We start from the raw sequence: 16,039 nt of genomic DNA, 5'->3' as shown, positions 1-16,039 counted from the left end.
GCGAGGGCGGCCGGCCGTCCGTTGCCGAACGGTGCTCAGCGGGCGGCCGCGCTGATCCGGCCCTCCTCCGTCACCTCGGCGAGGTCCCGGTTGCGGGTCTCCTTGGCGCAGGCGATCGCGACCACGGTGAGCAGGGCCGCGGCGATCACGTACAGGGCGATCGGTGTCGAGTCGCCGTAGTCGGCGAGCAGCGCGGTCGCGATCAGCGGAGCGGGGGCACCGGCGGCCACGGAGGAGAACTGCGAGCCGATGGAGGCGCCCGAGTAGCGCATCCGGGTCGCGAACATCTCGGAGAAGAACGCCGCTTGCGGCGCGTACATCGCCCCGTGCAGAACCAGCCCGACGGTCACGGCGAGCAGCAGGCTGCCGAAGCTGCCGCTGTCGATCAGCGCGAAGAACGGGAACATCCATGCCCCGACGCCCACGGCGCCGATCAGATAGACCGGCCGCCGCCCGATGCGGTCGGACAGGGCACCCCAGGCGGGGATGACCGCGAAGTGCACGGCGGAGGCGATGAGTACGGCGTTGAGCGCGGTCTGCTTGCTCAGTCCGGCCGAGGTCGTGGCGTACACCAGGATGAACGCCGTGATGACGTAGTAGCTGATGTTCTCCGCCATCCGCGCGCCCATCGCCACCAGCACATCACGCCAGTGGTACCGCAGCACGGCGACGAGCGGCATGGTCTCCACCTGGGCCGACTCCGCCCTGCGGGCCTCGGCCTGGGCCAAGGCGGCCTTGAAGACCGGGGATTCATCGACGGAGAGACGAATCCACAGGCCGACGATCACCAGCACCCCGGACAGCAGGAAGGGGATGCGCCAGCCCCATGAGGTGAACGCCGCGTCGGACAGCAACGCGGTCAGCGCGGACAGCACGCCGGTGGCCAGCAACTGCCCGGCGGGCGCCCCGGTCTGCGGCCACGACGCCCAGAATCCCCGCCGCCGCGCGTCCCCGTGCTCCGACACCAGCAGCACGGCCCCGCCCCACTCACCCCCGAGCGCAAAGCCCTGCACCAGCCGCAACACGGTGAGCAGCAGGGGTGCCGCCGTCCCGATGGTGGCGTGTGTCGGCAGGAGCCCGATGGCGAACGTGGCCCCACCCATGAGCAACAGGCTGAGCACGAGCAGCTTCTTCCGCCCGAGCCGGTCCCCGTAATGCCCGAACACCAACGCCCCGAGCGGCCGCGCGGCAAACCCGACGGCGTACGTCAGGAACGACAACAGGGTGCCGACGAGCGGGTCGGAGCCGGGAAAGAACAGCTTGTTGAACACCAGCGCGGCGGCCGAACCGTACAAGAAGAAGTCGTACCACTCGATGGTCGTGCCGATGAGGCTGGCGGCGACGACGCGGCGGAGGGTCGCGGGCTCGGGTGGAGCGGATGCGGGGGCGGCCATGAACACCACTTCCGGACAGTTGGCGGGGACGTTTCCGTGTCGCCACACCGTAGGAACGGGCAGGTCAGCGGCGTATGTGGCGGGACACCATAGTTCTCGGGGCGGCTGTGCGCTCGGCCACCATGCCAGGCACGTGAGCGCTGCTTCGAGCACCGCATGGCAAGCCGGCAGATGCCTGTCCGAGTAAGCCGGAAAATGCCTCCCAGCTTCTGAACGTTCGCCTGCTGCCCATGAGTTGCATGGCCGCCCCGGCGAGGTGCGCACGGTGGAGGGCGGCCGGCACGGCATACGAGGCGAGCCTGAGTGGTGGCCATGCGGTGCCGGACCGGCACTGACGGCCATGCGGTGCCGGGCCGGCACGCGAGCACTGCGGCGAGCACCCGTTCGGCGCAGCGGCCTTCTCCGTGAGAACTGGAAGGTCCCCCCGGCCGAGCCGGATGCTCCCTCCGGCTCTGGCCTCTCTGACGTTGGCATGTGCCATGAAGGTGGTACATGGCGTTCACGTGCCGGTAGACCACATGCATATGCCGGAGTCGCGCTCTTTTATGCACTGTGCCACCGTGGAGATGCCGCCCGGCGGACATGCTCAGCCGGCCCCAGGCCCGCGTCTTCTCGCGAAGCCGGGGCTGGGTCGGTGAGCGGTTCCCAGGACGGCCGGCTGATGTCCGAGCGCGTGCCTGACCCACTGCGTCATGAGGTGGGAGCAGGCAGTTCATCAGGTGTACGCGCATGCCCGGTGCCCGGTGTCGCTCCGGGTGTCCCACCCATTCACCGAACATGTTCGCTGTGACGCGGCGTGCCCACCCTGCCCATAAGCGGGGCGGTGGTGCGCCCGCGGACCGGCGCGAGCGTTCTCCGGCGGTGATGGCCGTCGGTGCGAGGGAGTGTCGGAATGCCCAGTGCCATCGAGGACTATGCGTTTCTGGGGGACCTGCAGTCGGGTGCGTTGGTCGGGCGTGACGGCTCGGTCGACTGGTTGTGCCTGCCGAGGTTCGATTCCCCGGCATGCTTCTCCGCGCTGCTGCACGACAAGAGCGCCGGCCGCTGGCTGCTGGCCCCGGCTTCGGGCGGTCCCGCCACGCGGCGCCGCTACCGGGACGACACCCTGATCCTGGAGAGCGAGTGGCACACGGCCGAGGGCAGTGTGCGGATCGTGGACTGCATGCCGCTGCGCGGGGAGGCATCCGACCTGGTCCGCCTGGTGGAAGGGATCAGCGGACGCGTCACCATGCGGATGGACCTGCGGCTGCGTCCCGACTACGGCCGCATCATCCCCTGGGTGAACCGGACCGGTGGCGGCCTGCGGGCGGTGGCCGGTCCGGACGCCTTCTGGCTGCACACGCCCGTGGCCGTCTACGGCGAGAACATGGCCACCAAGGCGGAGTTCACCGTCGAGGCCGGTCAGCAGGTGCCATTCGTCCTCACCCACAAGCCCTCCCATCTGGCCAGCCGTGCCAAGCCCGTCGACGCGATCGCCGCTATCGAGGACACCGAGCGGTTCTGGCGGGCGTGGATGGGCCGGTGTACCTATCAGGGCCAGTGGCAGCAGGCGGTACGGCGCTCCCTCGTCACCCTCAAGGGCCTCACCTACCAGCCCACCGGCGGGATCCTGGCGGCGGCCACGACATCGCTGCCCGAGCAGCTCGGGGGTTCGCGCAACTGGGACTACCGGTTCTGCTGGCTGCGCGACGCGACCTTCACGCTCCAGGCGCTGGTCGGTACCGGCTATCTGGAGGAGGCGTCCGCGTGGCGGGAGTGGCTGCTGCGCGCGGTCGCCGGCAACCCCGCCGACCTGCAGATCATGTACGGCCTCGACGGCACGTGGCGGCTGCCCGAGTACTCCCTGGACTGGCTGTCCGGCTACGAGGGCTCCAGCCCGGTCCTGGTCGGCAACGAGGCCGCCGGCCAGTTCCAGCTCGACGTGTGGGGGGAGGTCCTGGAGTGCTTCTACGTGGCCCGCGAGGCGGGGCTCCCGGCCAATGACCCCGCCTGGAACGTGCAACTGGCCCTGCTGGACTTCCTGGAGGGAAACTGGCGGGAGCCGGACAGCAGCCTGTGGGAAGTCCGCGGCGAGCCGCGCCACTTCGTCCACTCCAAGGTCATGGCCTGGGCGGGCGTGGACCGGGCCGTGCGCTCGGTTCTGCACCACGGCCGCTGGGGCCCGGTGGACCGCTGGGAGGAGCTGCGCGACCGCATCCACGCGGAGGTGTGTGAGAAGGGCTTCGACGCCGAGCGCAACACCTTCACCCAGTTCTACGGCTCCAAGGGCCTGGACGCGGCGCTGCTCCTGCTGCCCCGAATCGGGTTCCTGCCCTGGGAGGACCCGCGGGTGCGGGGCACCGTGGACGCCGTACGCCGAGAGCTCAGTGAGGAGGGTTTCCTGCTGCGCTACCGGCCCGAGGCGGACGGCGGCGTGGACGGCCTGCCCGGCGACGAGGCCACCTTCCTGGTGTGCACCTTCTGGCTCGCCGACGCCCTGCACGGCACCGGCCGCCGGCGTGAGGCGAGGGAACTGTTCGAGCGCCTGCTGGACCTGCGCAACGACGTGGGACTGCTCAGCGAGGAGTACGACCCGCGCACGGGCCGCCACCTGGGCAACACACCGCAGGCGTTCAGCATGGTCGGCCTGGTCAACACCGCTCTGTGGCTCAGCGGCACGGCCGACATCACCTCCGTCGACGGCTGCGGCCCCGGCCATGCCGTCGACGCCGAATCCCTGGGGCGGCGGACCGCCCGTGTGCGCCCCTGACGCCGCATGCCGCGTTGTGTGACCTATCCCCGTGTGAGAGGAATCCCCATGAACGACAACGACGTGCTCACCACCGAGTACGACGCGCTGATCATCGGCAGCGGCCCGGTGGGCTGCACCTTCGCCCGCAAGCTGGTCGAGGCCGGCAAACACGTCCTGATGATCGACGCCGGGGCCCAGCTGTCCCGCCGCTATGGCGAACACCTCAAGAACAGCTACCTGTTCCAGAAGAACATCGACCTGTTCGTCTCCGTCATCAAGGGAAACCTGCTGCCGCTGTCGACCGCGACCAACAAGGAACCGGTCCTCACCCTTGACCCCTCGGCGTTCGCCTACGACCCGGACAAGTACGCCGGCTTCTCGATGCGCAACCAGAACCCCGAGCAGAAGAAGCACACCAACTTGCCCGCCGCCGCCGCGACGTACGCCGTGGGCGGCATGACCACCCACTGGACGTGTGCCGTGCCGCGCTTCCACGCACAGGTGGAGCGGCGCAACGGGGACCAGGAATACCCCATCGACGACAAGAAGATGGACGAGCTGTACGACGAGGCCGAGACCCTGCTGGGCCGGAAGACCTCCGTCTTCGCCGCCTCCGCCCGGCATCTGCTGGTCAAGCAGGTGCTGAAGCAGGCGGGCGGGGAGTTCGCCGACGTCGCCGAACTGCCGCTCGCGGTCAGCGAGCGCGCCGACTCCGAGCGGACCTCCGCGGTGTCCTGGTCCGCGGCCGACACCGTCCTGGGCGATCTCGCCGAGCCCACGCACCGGCCGTCCGAGGGATCGTTCACCCTGCTGCCCGAGCACCAGTGCGTCCGCCTGGAGATCACCGGGGCCGGCAGGCGGCAGAAGGTCGAGTACGCGGTCGTACGCGACCTGCGCGATCTGCGCCGCGAGATCCAGCTGCGGGCCAAGACCTATGTGGTGGCGTGCGGTGCGGTGCCCACCCCCCAGCTGCTGTTCAACTCGGGCGTCACACTGCCCGCGCTCGGCCGCTACCTCACCGAACAGCCCATGTCCTTCTGCCAGGTGGTCCTCCAGCAGGAGCACATGGACAACATCGAGTCGATCCTGCGTGGCGTCTCCGGCGGCGACGACGACGCCGCCGCGTCCGCCGCCGACCGGGTCGCCGCCTACCGCGCCGCCCAGCTCAAGCGGCTGCACGGCGGTGACAAGACCGCCGACCCCGTGCCCTTCCCGCCCGCCGAGCGCGACCCCAACCTCGCTCTGCTGGTGACCGAGCAGCGCCCCTGGCACTGCCAGATCCACCGCGACGCCTTCACCTACGGCGCCTTGCCGCCCAACGTCGATCCCCGGCTCATCGTGGACCTGCGCTGGTTCGGCATCTCCCGCCCCCGCCCCGAGAACAAGGTCACCTTCTCCCGGAAGATCCGCGACACCTTCGACATGCCGCAGCCCACCTTCCACTTCCGCCTGGACGAGGCCGAACGGAAGGCGACGGACCGCATGAATGAGCACATGCTGCGCACCGCCGCCGCCCTCGGCGGCTTCATGCCCGGCTCCGAACCGGTCTTCCTCACCCCCGGTTTGCCCCTGCACATCGCCGGCACCACCCGCATGGGCACCAGCGAGCTGGACAGCGTCGTCGACGAGTACTCCAAGGTGTGGAACGTCGACAACCTCTACCTCGGCGGCAACGGCCTGCACCCCTTCGGCAACGCCTCCAACCCCACGCTCACCAGCGTCGCCATGGCCGTCCACGCGGCCAACACCATCCTCAGCGGCCACCCCGGGCACTGACCCCTCCCCGCGACCCCAGGACTGCCCCATGAGACAGGACACCACCACCCTCCCCGAAGACATCCACCTCGGCATCACCCCCACCTGCTGGACCAACGACGACTTCCCGCTCATCGGCAACGACATCCCGATGGAGCAGTGCCTCAGCGAGATCGCCCTCGCCGGCTTCGAGGGATGCAGCATCGGCCACAACTTCACCACCGACGTCGACGCGCTCACCGCGGCCATGCACCTGCGCGGCCTGAGCGTGAGCGAGCCGTGGGTGAGCACCTACTTCACCGTGCCCGACGGCGCCGAGCGCACCGCCTGCGACCTGCTGAAGGTGCTGGAGTTCCTCAAGGACTTCAACGCCGGCGACCCCCCGGTGAAGACGACCACGATCGGCGTCGCCGAGTTCGGCCACTCCATCCACCTGCAGTCGCTGAGCCTGCGCAGCAACCGTCCCGAGTTCACCGACGAGCAGTGGACCGACCTCTGCAAGGGCCTGAACAAGATCGGCGAGATCGTCGCGAGCCAGGGCTTCACCCTCGCCTACCACCCGCACATGGGAACCGGCGTACAGACCGAGGAAGACGTCGACCGCCTGATGCGCGACACCGACCGGCGCCACGTCAGCCTGCTGCTCGACACGGGCCACCTCACCTGGGCAGGCGCCGACGTCCGGGGCATCGTGGAGCGGCACCGGGACCGCATCGCCCACGTCCACCTGAAAAACATCCGCGGCAGTGTCCGCGCGGACCGGACACTGGCCTCCGGCAGCTTCCGGGAGTACGTCGAGGCGGGCATCTTCACCGTCCCCGGTGACAGCGACGGCGACGTGGACTTCGACACCCTGCTGAAAATTCTGCGTCCGGGTGATTCCTACCGGGGCTGGCTCGTCGTCGAGGCCGAACAGGATCCCCGCAGCGGGCAGCCGCCGCTGTACCACGCCCAGACGGCGCACGAGTACCTGACCGGGGCCCTCGCCTGACCGCCCCGTTCCGCCACCGGCAGGTGTGGCCGTTCCGCGACCGGCAGGCACCCGCCCCCGCACCTTGGAAGGCATCGCATGGCCGCAAACACCGCTCTCAACCTCCCCACCCCCGCGTTCGACCGGGAGATCGTCGCCGACCAGCTCAACGACGGCTACTGGGTGGAGGCCCCCGACATCGACGGGGACACCCGGCCCGACCTGTTCGGCTACGGCCTGTCCCTGGGCGAGATCTACTGGTACAAGAACCCCGGCTGGAAACGCCAGTTGGTGGCCGACGGCTTCCACATGCCCATCGGCGCCCACTGCGCCGACATCTCCGGCAACGGCCGCCCCGACATCGTGGTGTGCTACGAGCTGTACGGGCCGGGCGGACGCATCGACGACCCCAACCTCGAAGGCGGGAAGATCGACTGGATCGAGAACACCGGCAAGCCCGACGCGGACGTGCGCTGGGAGCGCCACTACATCGGCCGCGAGACCGGCATGCACCGCCTGCGCGTCGGCCACTTCACCCAGACCCGTAAGCCCGAGGTGATGGGCGTACCGTGCGTCGGGCCGAAACACGTGCACGGCCTCATCCCGGTCGTGCTGTTCAGCCCCAACAACGACGTGCGCAAGCCCTGGGAGAAGCGCGTCGTCGACGACAGCCACTTCCGCATGATCCACGGGGCGGAGCTGAGGCAGAACCCGCTGCCCGGCTGCGAGCACCTCGACTCGATCCTGCTCGCCTCCGAGGAAGGTGTCACCTGGCTGCACTACGACGAACGCGAGGGCCGGTTCACCACCACGCACATCGGCTCGGGCGAGCACTCCCAGTTCGAGCAGACCGGCTTCAAGGGCAGCGGCGACGTCGGTGCCGGGCGCATCGGTGACGACCCGCACGCCTACGTGGCGGCCACCGAGCCGTTCCACGGCAACACGCTCGCCGTCTACGTCAAGGAGCAGCCCGGCACGCCCGTGGCGGAGGCCACCTGGCGGCGCGTCGTGCTCGACGTGTTCGGCGACCCCAACGAGATGGGTGAGGGCCCCGGCCACCAGATCGTCTGCGCCGACTTCGACAACGACGGCGACGACGAGTTCCTGGTCGCCCTGCGCGGCCCCTGGCCCTGGCAGGGGGTCTTCTACTACAAGGCGATCGACATCCAGGCGGGCATCTTCACCAAGTGGCGCGTCTCCTCGGACTCCACCGCGCGCATCGCCGTCGGTGACTTCAACGGTGACGGCCGGCTGGACTTCGCCACCATCGCCTACAAGGTCGACAAGTACTTCGTCGCCCAGGACGCCAAGCTGTCCGTTTTCCACAACGCCATCGACGGCATCGCCCCCGCCGACGCCGGCTAGCGCGACTTCACCGCGTGCGGCTCCGCCGGCCACCCGGCCACGGAGCCGCACGTCGGCGACGCGCCCCAACGCCCGCAGGAAGGAGACGGACGTGGTCACGCCTGGTGACAACAGCGGCAGGGACGCCGACGATGGCCGGTCTCCCGGCTGGAAACCCTCGCACGCGGACGCCTCACCCGCGGGCGCGACCGCGAGCCGCCTTCGGCACCGGTGGCGGACCCGCCCCGCGCGCCTGACCGCAGCGGTGGTCCTGGTCCTGCTCTGTGCGGCGGCGGCAGTGAGCCTTCCGTTCCTGCTGCGCCCGGCACCGGAGCCGGTGTACGTCGCCCTGGTGACCAGCCACACCGGATCCGGGGCCGTCCGCGGCCAGGAGATCAGCAGCGGCGTCCGCTTCCACCTCGACCGGATCAACCGGACGGGCGGCATACGCGGCCACCCCGTACGGCTGTTGCCCTACGACGACCGCGCCGACCCGGCGACCGCGCGCCGCACGGCCGAACGCATCGGCCGCGACGACCGGGTCGCCCTGGTGATCGGCAACACCAGCAGCCCCACGGCCAGCCAGGCCGCACCCGTGTACGCCGCCGCCCGCATCCCGTTCATCACCCCCACGGCCACGGCCGACGGCATCACCGCGAACCCCTGGAGCTTCCGCACGACGTACACGAACACCTATCAGGGCGAGTTCATCGCCGCCTACACCCACCACGTGCTCGGCGCGCGCAGCGCCACCGTGCTGCACGTGAACAGCGCCTACGGCGCGTCCCTGGCGGACGGCTTCCGCCGGGCCTTCACGACAAAGGGACGCGTCCACCGGGTCGTCGCCCTCGGCGACCGGAGCGGCAACCCGCGCCCGGACCAGTTGCGGCACGCGCTGGAGGCCGCCCGTACGGACCCCGACCAAGGCCCGGTCGTCCTCGCCCTGCCCGAGGACCCCGCACTGACCACGCTGACCTACCTGCGCCGCCATGGCGTGCGCGCCACCGTCATCGGCGGTGACGACCTGTCCAACGCCCAGTTCAGCTCCCGCCTGGCCGCCTCTCACCAGGAACGGACGGCACCCGGCTCGATGACCGGACGGTTCTACGCCGCCTCGCCCCAGCTCGCCGACAGCCTCACCGGAGCCGGCCTGGCCTGGGCCGCCGCCTTCCGGGACCGCTATGGGGCAATGCCCTCCTGGAAGGCGATGTCAGGACAGACGGCGGCCGACGTGGCCGTGCACGCCCTGAGGCGGGCAAAGGTCCACCACGCCGACGTGACCGAACGGGACAGAGCGGCCGTCCGCGACGCGCTGGCCGCCATGAACACCCCGGACAAGGGCATCCCGGGCGTGTACGGGCGGGTCTTCTTCGACCGCACCCGCTCCCTGCACCTGCCCGTCACCATGGGCACCGTCCAGGCCGGAGACATCGTCTCCGCTCCCGTCCAGCTGACCGAGTACAGCCCGGAGGAGGACGTCGACGTGGACCGGGAACTGAACGCCGGGCGGGCCGTCTCCTTCCAGGGCAAGGTGCTGGCCCGCCAGCAGATCGTCTACACCGGTATCAACGTCAACCGGATCAGCACGTTCGACACCCGCGAAGGCACCTTCAAGGCGGACTTCTTCCTGTGGTTCCGCTACAGCGGCAGCGACGAGGCCACGAACGTGGAGTTCCCGAATCTGGCGGATGACAAGTTCAAGTGGACCGCGCCCATCCGCAAATCGTCCGCCAACGGCGTGAAGTACCGGCTCCACCAGGTCGTCACCACCTTCAGCACCCCACTGGACTTCCACCGCTTCCCCTTCGACCGGCACCACCTCGCCATCACCCTGCAGAACCGCACCCAGCCCTCCTCCCGCGTCGTCTATGTCGTGGACCGGGCTCTGGTGAAGCAGGACCGCAGGGAGTTGCTGCACAGCGGCAAGGACGTCCGGCAGACCATCGACGGCCTGCCCAACTGGACGGTCCGCGACCTGAGGCTGTACAAGGCCGCCGTGGGCAGCACCGCGCGGCTCGGCGACCCGGACCTGGCGCAGGGCGAGAACGGCGTCCACTACGCCCAGTACGTCGCCGACGTCACCGTGGCCCGCGACGTGGCCCCCTTCCTGGTCAAGAACCTCCTGCCGCTGCTGCTCAGCGCCGCCGTCACCTACGCCACCCTCTTCTTCCCACGCGACCCCCGCTACACCAGCACCCGCGTCTCCCTGGAGGTCACCGCCATGCTCAGCGCCGCCGTGCTGCTGACCAACGTCACCAGCTCCCTGCCGGACGTCGGATACACGGTGGCACTGGAGTGGGCCTACTACGCCTTCATGTTCCTCGTGGGCACGTGTGTCTTCATCTCACTCGCCGGCGCGTGGATCGATGAACACGACAACGTACCGGCCTGGAACCGGCTCCAAGTCGTCTCCCGCGTCTACTACCCGGTGTTCTGCGTGGCGGTCCTGCTCGTCTACCTCGTCCACCTCGGCTGAGCCCGCCGCCCCCGGTGACACAGTGAAAATCCGGAACCACGATCCGCTGGTACACCACCTGCGCGCTGCCGCCCGGAGAGTCGACCTGCTCGCCCTCGCCGCCGGCGCACTCTTCGCCCTCACCCTCGCGGTCGCCGTCCACCAGCAACGCCGACTGGACTTCACCCACCCCGGTCCGGCCCTCGGCGCCGTCATCACCACCGGACTGGCCCTGCTCCTGCTGGCCGGCCTCGCCGGCATCCGCCGGCTGAGAGCCCACCGCTTGTGGCTGGCCAGCGCGTGGACCGCCACCGTCCTGCTGACCGGGACCGTACTCATCTGGTACGCGGCGGTGACCGACACCTCCCACACCCTCGCCCGCGGCACGCTGGTCACCAGCATGCGCGACACCGACGCCTACCTCGCCCGCCACGCCCCCTCACAAACCCACCACGTACGCGTTCCCACAGGTGTGTTCATCCAGGCCCTGCGCTTCACGGGGCCCTATGACGTCGAGGTGAGCGGCTACATCTGGCAGCGGTACGCCGACTCCGTGCCGGCCGGCATCCAACGCGGCATCGTCCTGCCGGAAGCCGACGACTCCTACCAGCCCCGCAAGGTCTACGACATCCACCGCGACGGCGAACACGTGATCGGATGGTACTTCAATGTCAAGATCCGACAGGTGTTCGACTACCGGACCTACCCCCTGGACGAACAGGACGTCTGGCTCCGCCTGTGGCACCCCGACTTCGAGAGCAGGGTCCAGCTCGTCCCCGACCTGGCGGCGTATCCCCCCTGGCGCGGTCCGGCCGCCTACGGCCTGGACCCGGACTTCGTCCCCGGCAACTGGGCCGTGAAGACCACCTCCTTCAGCTACGACACCCCGCGTTACTCGGCGAACTTCGGACAGGGTCGCCAGTACCGCGAAGAGGCGCATCCTGAGCTGTACTTCAACATGCACATGGCCAGGGAGTTCGCCTCACCGCTCTTCGGACGGATCATCCCCCTGGCCTTCATCGCCGTCCTCGCCTTCGCCTCCCTCTTCGTCACCACGAAGAACACCCGGCGCTACCCGCTCGCCGGATTCGACGGGCTGACCGTGGTCGAACTCGCGGCGGCCGTGCTGCTGGTCCTGAACGTCGACCACAACTCCGCACGAGAGGCCACCGGCTCCCACGGCATCACGTACATCGACTACGTGTATTTCTGCCTCTACTTCATGATCATCGGGGTGGTGTGGAACTCGCTGCTGCTCTCCCGCGGCCCGCATCTCTCGCTGATCCAGTGGCGGGACAACCTGGCACCCAAACTGCTGTACTGGCCGGTCCTCGCCTTCCTCCTGTGCTCCGTCACCGCCCTCACGTTTCTGCTGTAGGACGCGATGTGCCCGGGGGAGGGATACGCGCCACGGCACGCCCTCGCTCGAAAGAGTGGTCACGGCGAGGCGGACCCGTCACTGGGGCAACGAGCGGCTCCTGCCGTGGATCATGTGCGTCACGCGCCTGGTGAGTGCCGCCTGCTTCGCCCGTCGGCCTGGACGGCACGCATGTGCAACGACGTGACAGGCCGCGTGCGCGTGACTGCCCCGGCCTCGCCCACCCGGCTGACAACGCCTTCGTGTGCCGACCGCACACGCCAGGCAACAGGGGCAGTCGCAACAGGACTCGAACCGCGGAGGAACCCATGGACCGTCGTACGTTTCAGCGAGGGATCATCGCACTCGGCGCCGCGGCAGGCGCCGGTGCCACACTCGGTCCGCTCCCCGCGGCGGCCACTACCCCCGGTCGCCCCATCACGCCGGACCGCAGCACGCCCCACGCGCCCCAGCGCCAGTCACTCATGGAGTACGCCCTGCCCAAAGCCGGGCAGACCCACGAACCGGTGAAGGTACCCGGCGCACCGATGCTCCTCATCACCCAGTGGTACCCCAGCCGCCTGCTCAAGCTCTCACTGGATCCGCGCACCGAACAGGTCACCGGGCTCGCCCAGTTCCCGCTGGGGGACGACACGGACCTGCCACACGGCCTGGCCGCCTCCACCCGCTACCCGGGCCGGATCTGGGCCACGCTCGAAGGAGCACACCATCTGCTGCTGCTGGACCCGGCCCCCCACTCGCTGAAGGCGGCGCCACGGGTGCTGCGCGACATCCCGATCCCCGACGGGGGAAAGGGTCCCCACTATGTGGGGGAGTACGGCGACCTGCTGTGGGTCAGTCTCAAAGGCAGCAACCAGGTGCTGGCCATCGACCACCGCCACCCCGAACGCCACTGGTTCTTCGACGCCCGCTCCCAGCCGATCTTCGTCGGCCGCCACCCCGCGAGCGGGGAGTTCTACGCGAGCCAGGACAAGGCCAGTTCCCTGCTGCGGATTCCCTTCCCGTCCGGCCGCACACGGCAGATCGCGATTCCGCCGGAGCGCGGCGCCACCCCGGTCGGGGTGATCGCCGGTCTGGGCGCGCTGTGGGTGGCACTGCTCGGCACCGAGCGCGGCGGCACAGGCACCTTCGGGCGAATCGACGAGCACGGCCGGATCACCTGGTACCGCCTGTCCTCTCCCATGGCACGCTCGGCCGGCCTGCTGCACATCGCCTTCGACCCTCCCGCATCCGGGCGGCGCCCGGGCCTGTGGCTCCTGGGCTCGTCCATCATCAGCGACCGCGTCCTGGACCTGATCGTGCGGGTGGAGCTGGACCGCTCGCACCGGCACATCGTCTCCGAGGAGGCGGTGGCGCTGCCCACCCAGCTGTCCAAGGCCCACCGCCTGCTGGTGACGCGGCGCAGCGTCTTCGCCACCGAGATGCACACCTCGGCGCTCGCCCAACTGGCAGTCCCCCAAGGCCACCGCTGATCCGCTCGGCAGGGTGCTGATCCGCTCAGCCAGGGCTCCTCGTCCGGCAGGCGTCTGAGGATCGTTTCAGCGGGCGTTGTGCCGGTGTGAGCCACCCCGAGTCAGTGGCCAGTCATGCAGAGGTGCTCAGTCTGGCGCCATCGCGGTCGCAGGGCAGGCGGCCGGAGCCGTAGGCGGCGGTGTAGTCGTCGGCGATGTCGGTTTCGGTCCCTTTCATTGCGGTGGGGGAGACGCGGATGACGCCGCTGAAGGGCCGCTCGATGTCCCTGATGACGAGAAGCACCGTGGTCAGCAGGGCGGTGAGGACGACCAGGCCGCCGGTGACCAGAGCAGTGTTCGTGCGCGGCAGGCACAGGCCCAGGGTGACCACGAGGAAGGCCAGGGCGGCCAGCATGAGCCAGTACACGGCATCCGGAATGGCCGGGGTGGACTCGGCGATGCGCGTCTGACGCGCCTGGGAGCGTTCTTTGTCGGTGGACACCAGCATGCCGAAGGCGGCCGCGTCGGCGCCCATCTGCTGCATCCCCGCGCGGAAGTCCGTCGTCCAGACGCTGGGTTCCTTCGCGCCCTGGCCATGGGCCATCGCCGGCCACTCGTATGCTCTGACGGCGCGTGCGTAGCAGACGACGTCCCCCTGGAGCCGCTGCCGCTGCGCGGCGGGGGCGTACTCGGCGACCTCGAACATGTGGTCCACCAGCCCGGCCTCGTTGCGGGCCGCCTCATCCGCCTTGCCGTTCGAGGTCGAGGCGGTCACGAGGACGAAGGCCAGGACGAAGACGGTCAGAGTCTGCAGGGGCAGGACGAAGTCGCGGACCGTCAGGGCCGGCGTCTCACCCGCCTCAAGACGGCCGCGAAGCACCCAGTGCCCCACGACCCCGGCAACCAGCGCCAAAGCGGCCACGATGATGGTGATGATCACGAAGGACCTGCCTGTTTCGATTTCCGCCCGCGGTTGTCGGTGCGCATTTCCCCTGGCACGGACAGGGGGTGGCATGCCGTGTCGTGCCGTGCTGGAGGTGGTCCCCTCCATCCCAGCCGTAGTGCACGCGGACCGCAGTACGGGATACTCCGAGCGGCCGACACGGCCACCCTTTCCCTCCCTCTTTCCGCGCCGATAGGTGCACTCAGTTGGACTTCCAACCAGCTGCTGTGGCTCTGTGCCGCCCCTTGTGTTGGTGGGTGGGCCGTTTGGAAGGACTGTCCGATGGCGAGGACTCTGCCGACGTCATACGGGGCGGCTCGGTGCCGGGTCCTTGCCGACGTGGCCGGTCGGGGCCGGGCCGACAGCCGCTCCTGGCGCTCAGCCCGTCGTAGAACCCGTCCCGGAAGCGTGACGTTTCCGCGAATGCTTCCTCGTTGACGAGGATGCCGATGACGGAGAAAGCGGGGAAATTCCGGAAAGGCAAGCTGGAAGTAGCTTCGACAGCATCCTTCGCCCCAGACTCGGCAGTCATGACTTGCCTATGCCGGGCCACAGGAGGGCATTCGCGTGAGTGAGACGGCCCCAGTAGCGGCGCCCACCGAGTCGCGTGCGACGTCCCTGTTCGTCGCCGACAGCTTTCCGCGGCGGCGGGGGCTCGTCGTATTGCTCAGCCTGATCGCCGGATTCCTCGCCGCTTACGCCTGGTCTGCCCAGTTCGTGGACCACGAGATCGGTTTCAACACCGCCGACGCGCTGCTGGGGCACAATCCGGAGACCACACCGATCGGCGGTGTGGCCGCCGGAGTGGTCTTCGCCTTCGTCACTGGCTTGGCGGGTTCCTTCACGGCATGCAACATCGCGGTCTTCGGAGCAGTCGGGCCGCTGGTCGGGCAGAAGGAGTCGCGACGGAAGCGCCTCCTGCACACGGTCAAGCCACTGGGCTGGATGGCCGTCGGCATGATTCCGGTATCCGCCTTGTACGGGGTGATAGTGGGCCTGGCCGGCACCCATATGCCGCAGTTCTCGGCCACCCGGGGGGCCACCGGAGAGCTCTCTCCCCGGATTGCCCAGGCAATGATCACTTTCGGTTCCATAGGGCTCGTCATGATCCTGCTCGGCCTGGCCGCGCTTGGTGTCATCAGGGATCCATTGGCCGCCGCCTCCCGGCGGTTCCGGAACGCGCCGCTGGTGCTGATGGGTGTGCTGGCCGGCGCTTTCCTGATAGGGCGCCCTTATCCTCTGTTCCGCAATCTTTTCCGGCACGCCGCGACCACGCATGATCCGCTGTACGGTGCGGTCGCGTTCACCTTGCAGTCCATCGGCAACGTCCTTGTCATGGCGGTGCTGTTCATCCTGCTGTCCTACGGACTGGGTGGGCGACTTCAGCGTTGGCTCGCCGCCGAACCGGGCAGGGCGGCCACGCTGACCGCCTCGGCATTCCTGGTGACCGGTTTCTTCACGCTGATCTACTGGACCGTGCGCATTCTCGGCAGGCTCGATTACATCTGGTTCCCGACCGCTCCCTGGAACAACTGACAGGGACGCCGCCGCGCGAGGCGGTGCCCTTGCCTCGTGGTGCGTCAATCTCGCGGCTGGGGCCGGGGAGCACGCCCGCGAC

10 protein-coding genes are annotated in these 16,039 nt (G+C 69.2%); 8 read left to right on the top strand and 2 right to left on the bottom strand.

The window, feature by feature from the left end; genetic code table 11:
- Positions 1 to 35: 35 nt before the first annotated feature.
- The gene (locus QWM81_RS01975; protein WP_290109633.1) at positions 36 to 1,394 is read right to left on the bottom strand and encodes an MFS transporter; all 1,359 of its coding nucleotides are present in this window, start codon (positions 1,392 to 1,394) and stop codon (positions 36 to 38) included.
- Positions 1,395 to 2,286: 892 nt separating this feature from the next.
- Between QWM81_RS01975 and QWM81_RS01970 the strand changes: the two genes are divergently transcribed.
- The 7 genes from QWM81_RS01970 to QWM81_RS01940 all read left to right on the top strand — a co-directional run bounded on the left by QWM81_RS01970 (position 2,287) and on the right by QWM81_RS01940 (position 13,499).
- On the top strand, positions 2,287 to 4,143 hold the full coding sequence (locus tag QWM81_RS01970) for a glycoside hydrolase family 15 protein (RefSeq protein ID WP_290109632.1): 1,857 nt from the start codon (positions 2,287 to 2,289) through the stop codon (positions 4,141 to 4,143).
- Positions 4,144 to 4,191: 48 nt separating this feature from the next.
- Positions 4,192 to 5,901, top strand: a complete 1,710-nt coding sequence (locus QWM81_RS01965; protein ID WP_290109631.1) for a pyranose oxidase — start codon at positions 4,192 to 4,194, stop codon at positions 5,899 to 5,901.
- Between the two features lie 28 nt (positions 5,902 to 5,929).
- The gene (gene iolE, locus QWM81_RS01960) at positions 5,930 to 6,871 is read left to right on the top strand and encodes a myo-inosose-2 dehydratase (protein WP_290109630.1); all 942 of its coding nucleotides are present in this window, start codon (positions 5,930 to 5,932) and stop codon (positions 6,869 to 6,871) included.
- 78 nt (positions 6,872 to 6,949) lie between these two features.
- Positions 6,950 to 8,215, top strand: coding sequence for an FG-GAP repeat domain-containing protein (locus tag QWM81_RS01955; RefSeq protein WP_290109629.1), 1,266 nt, complete (start codon positions 6,950 to 6,952; stop codon positions 8,213 to 8,215).
- A gap of 91 nt (positions 8,216 to 8,306) precedes the next feature.
- Positions 8,307 to 10,670: an ABC transporter substrate-binding protein gene (locus tag QWM81_RS01950; protein ID WP_290109628.1), complete on the top strand. Its 2,364-nt coding sequence runs from the start codon at positions 8,307 to 8,309 to the stop codon at positions 10,668 to 10,670.
- Positions 10,671 to 10,692: 22 nt separating this feature from the next.
- Entirely contained in the window at positions 10,693 to 12,027 is a 1,335-nt protein-coding gene (locus tag QWM81_RS01945) for an immunoglobulin domain-containing protein (protein WP_290109627.1), read from the top strand.
- Between the two features lie 527 nt (positions 12,028 to 12,554).
- Positions 12,555 to 13,499, top strand: a complete 945-nt coding sequence (locus tag QWM81_RS01940) for an NHL repeat-containing protein (protein WP_290109626.1) — start codon at positions 12,555 to 12,557, stop codon at positions 13,497 to 13,499.
- Positions 13,500 to 13,611: 112 nt separating this feature from the next.
- On the opposite strand, the gene QWM81_RS01935 is transcribed toward QWM81_RS01940, so the two are convergent.
- Positions 13,612 to 14,418, bottom strand: a complete 807-nt coding sequence (locus QWM81_RS01935) for a bestrophin-like domain (protein WP_290109625.1) — start codon at positions 14,416 to 14,418, stop codon at positions 13,612 to 13,614.
- A gap of 570 nt (positions 14,419 to 14,988) precedes the next feature.
- Between QWM81_RS01935 and QWM81_RS01930 the strand changes: the two genes are divergently transcribed.
- A complete protein-coding gene (locus QWM81_RS01930; RefSeq protein ID WP_290109624.1) occupies positions 14,989 to 15,957 on the top strand; it encodes a hypothetical protein in 969 nt (322 codons plus the stop codon).
- Positions 15,958 to 16,039: the final 82 nt, after the last annotated feature.

It is taken from the genome of Streptomyces ficellus (genome assembly GCF_030406405.1).
Classification (GTDB): domain Bacteria; phylum Actinomycetota; class Actinomycetes; order Streptomycetales; family Streptomycetaceae; genus Streptomyces; species Streptomyces ficellus_B.
The sequence above is the reverse complement of the archived record's forward strand: the minus strand, read 5'-3'. Positions and strand labels throughout refer to the sequence as shown.

What these genes read in the sequence shown, in the direction of transcription:
- iolE (WP_290109630.1), top strand. Translation starts at nt 5,930, where the DNA reads ATGAGACAGGACACCACCACCCTCCCCGAAGACATCCACCTCGGCATC.
- QWM81_RS01965 (WP_290109631.1), top strand. Translation starts at nt 4,192, where the DNA reads ATGAACGACAACGACGTGCTCACCACCGAGTACGACGCGCTGATCATC.
- QWM81_RS01940 (WP_290109626.1), top strand. Translation starts at nt 12,555, where the DNA reads ATGCTCCTCATCACCCAGTGGTACCCCAGCCGCCTGCTCAAGCTCTCA.
- QWM81_RS01970 (WP_290109632.1), top strand. Translation starts at nt 2,287, where the DNA reads ATGCCCAGTGCCATCGAGGACTATGCGTTTCTGGGGGACCTGCAGTCG.
- QWM81_RS01955 (WP_290109629.1), top strand. Translation starts at nt 6,950, where the DNA reads ATGGCCGCAAACACCGCTCTCAACCTCCCCACCCCCGCGTTCGACCGG.
- QWM81_RS01975 (WP_290109633.1), bottom strand. Translation starts at nt 1,394, where the DNA reads ATGGCCGCCCCCGCATCCGCTCCACCCGAGCCCGCGACCCTCCGCCGC.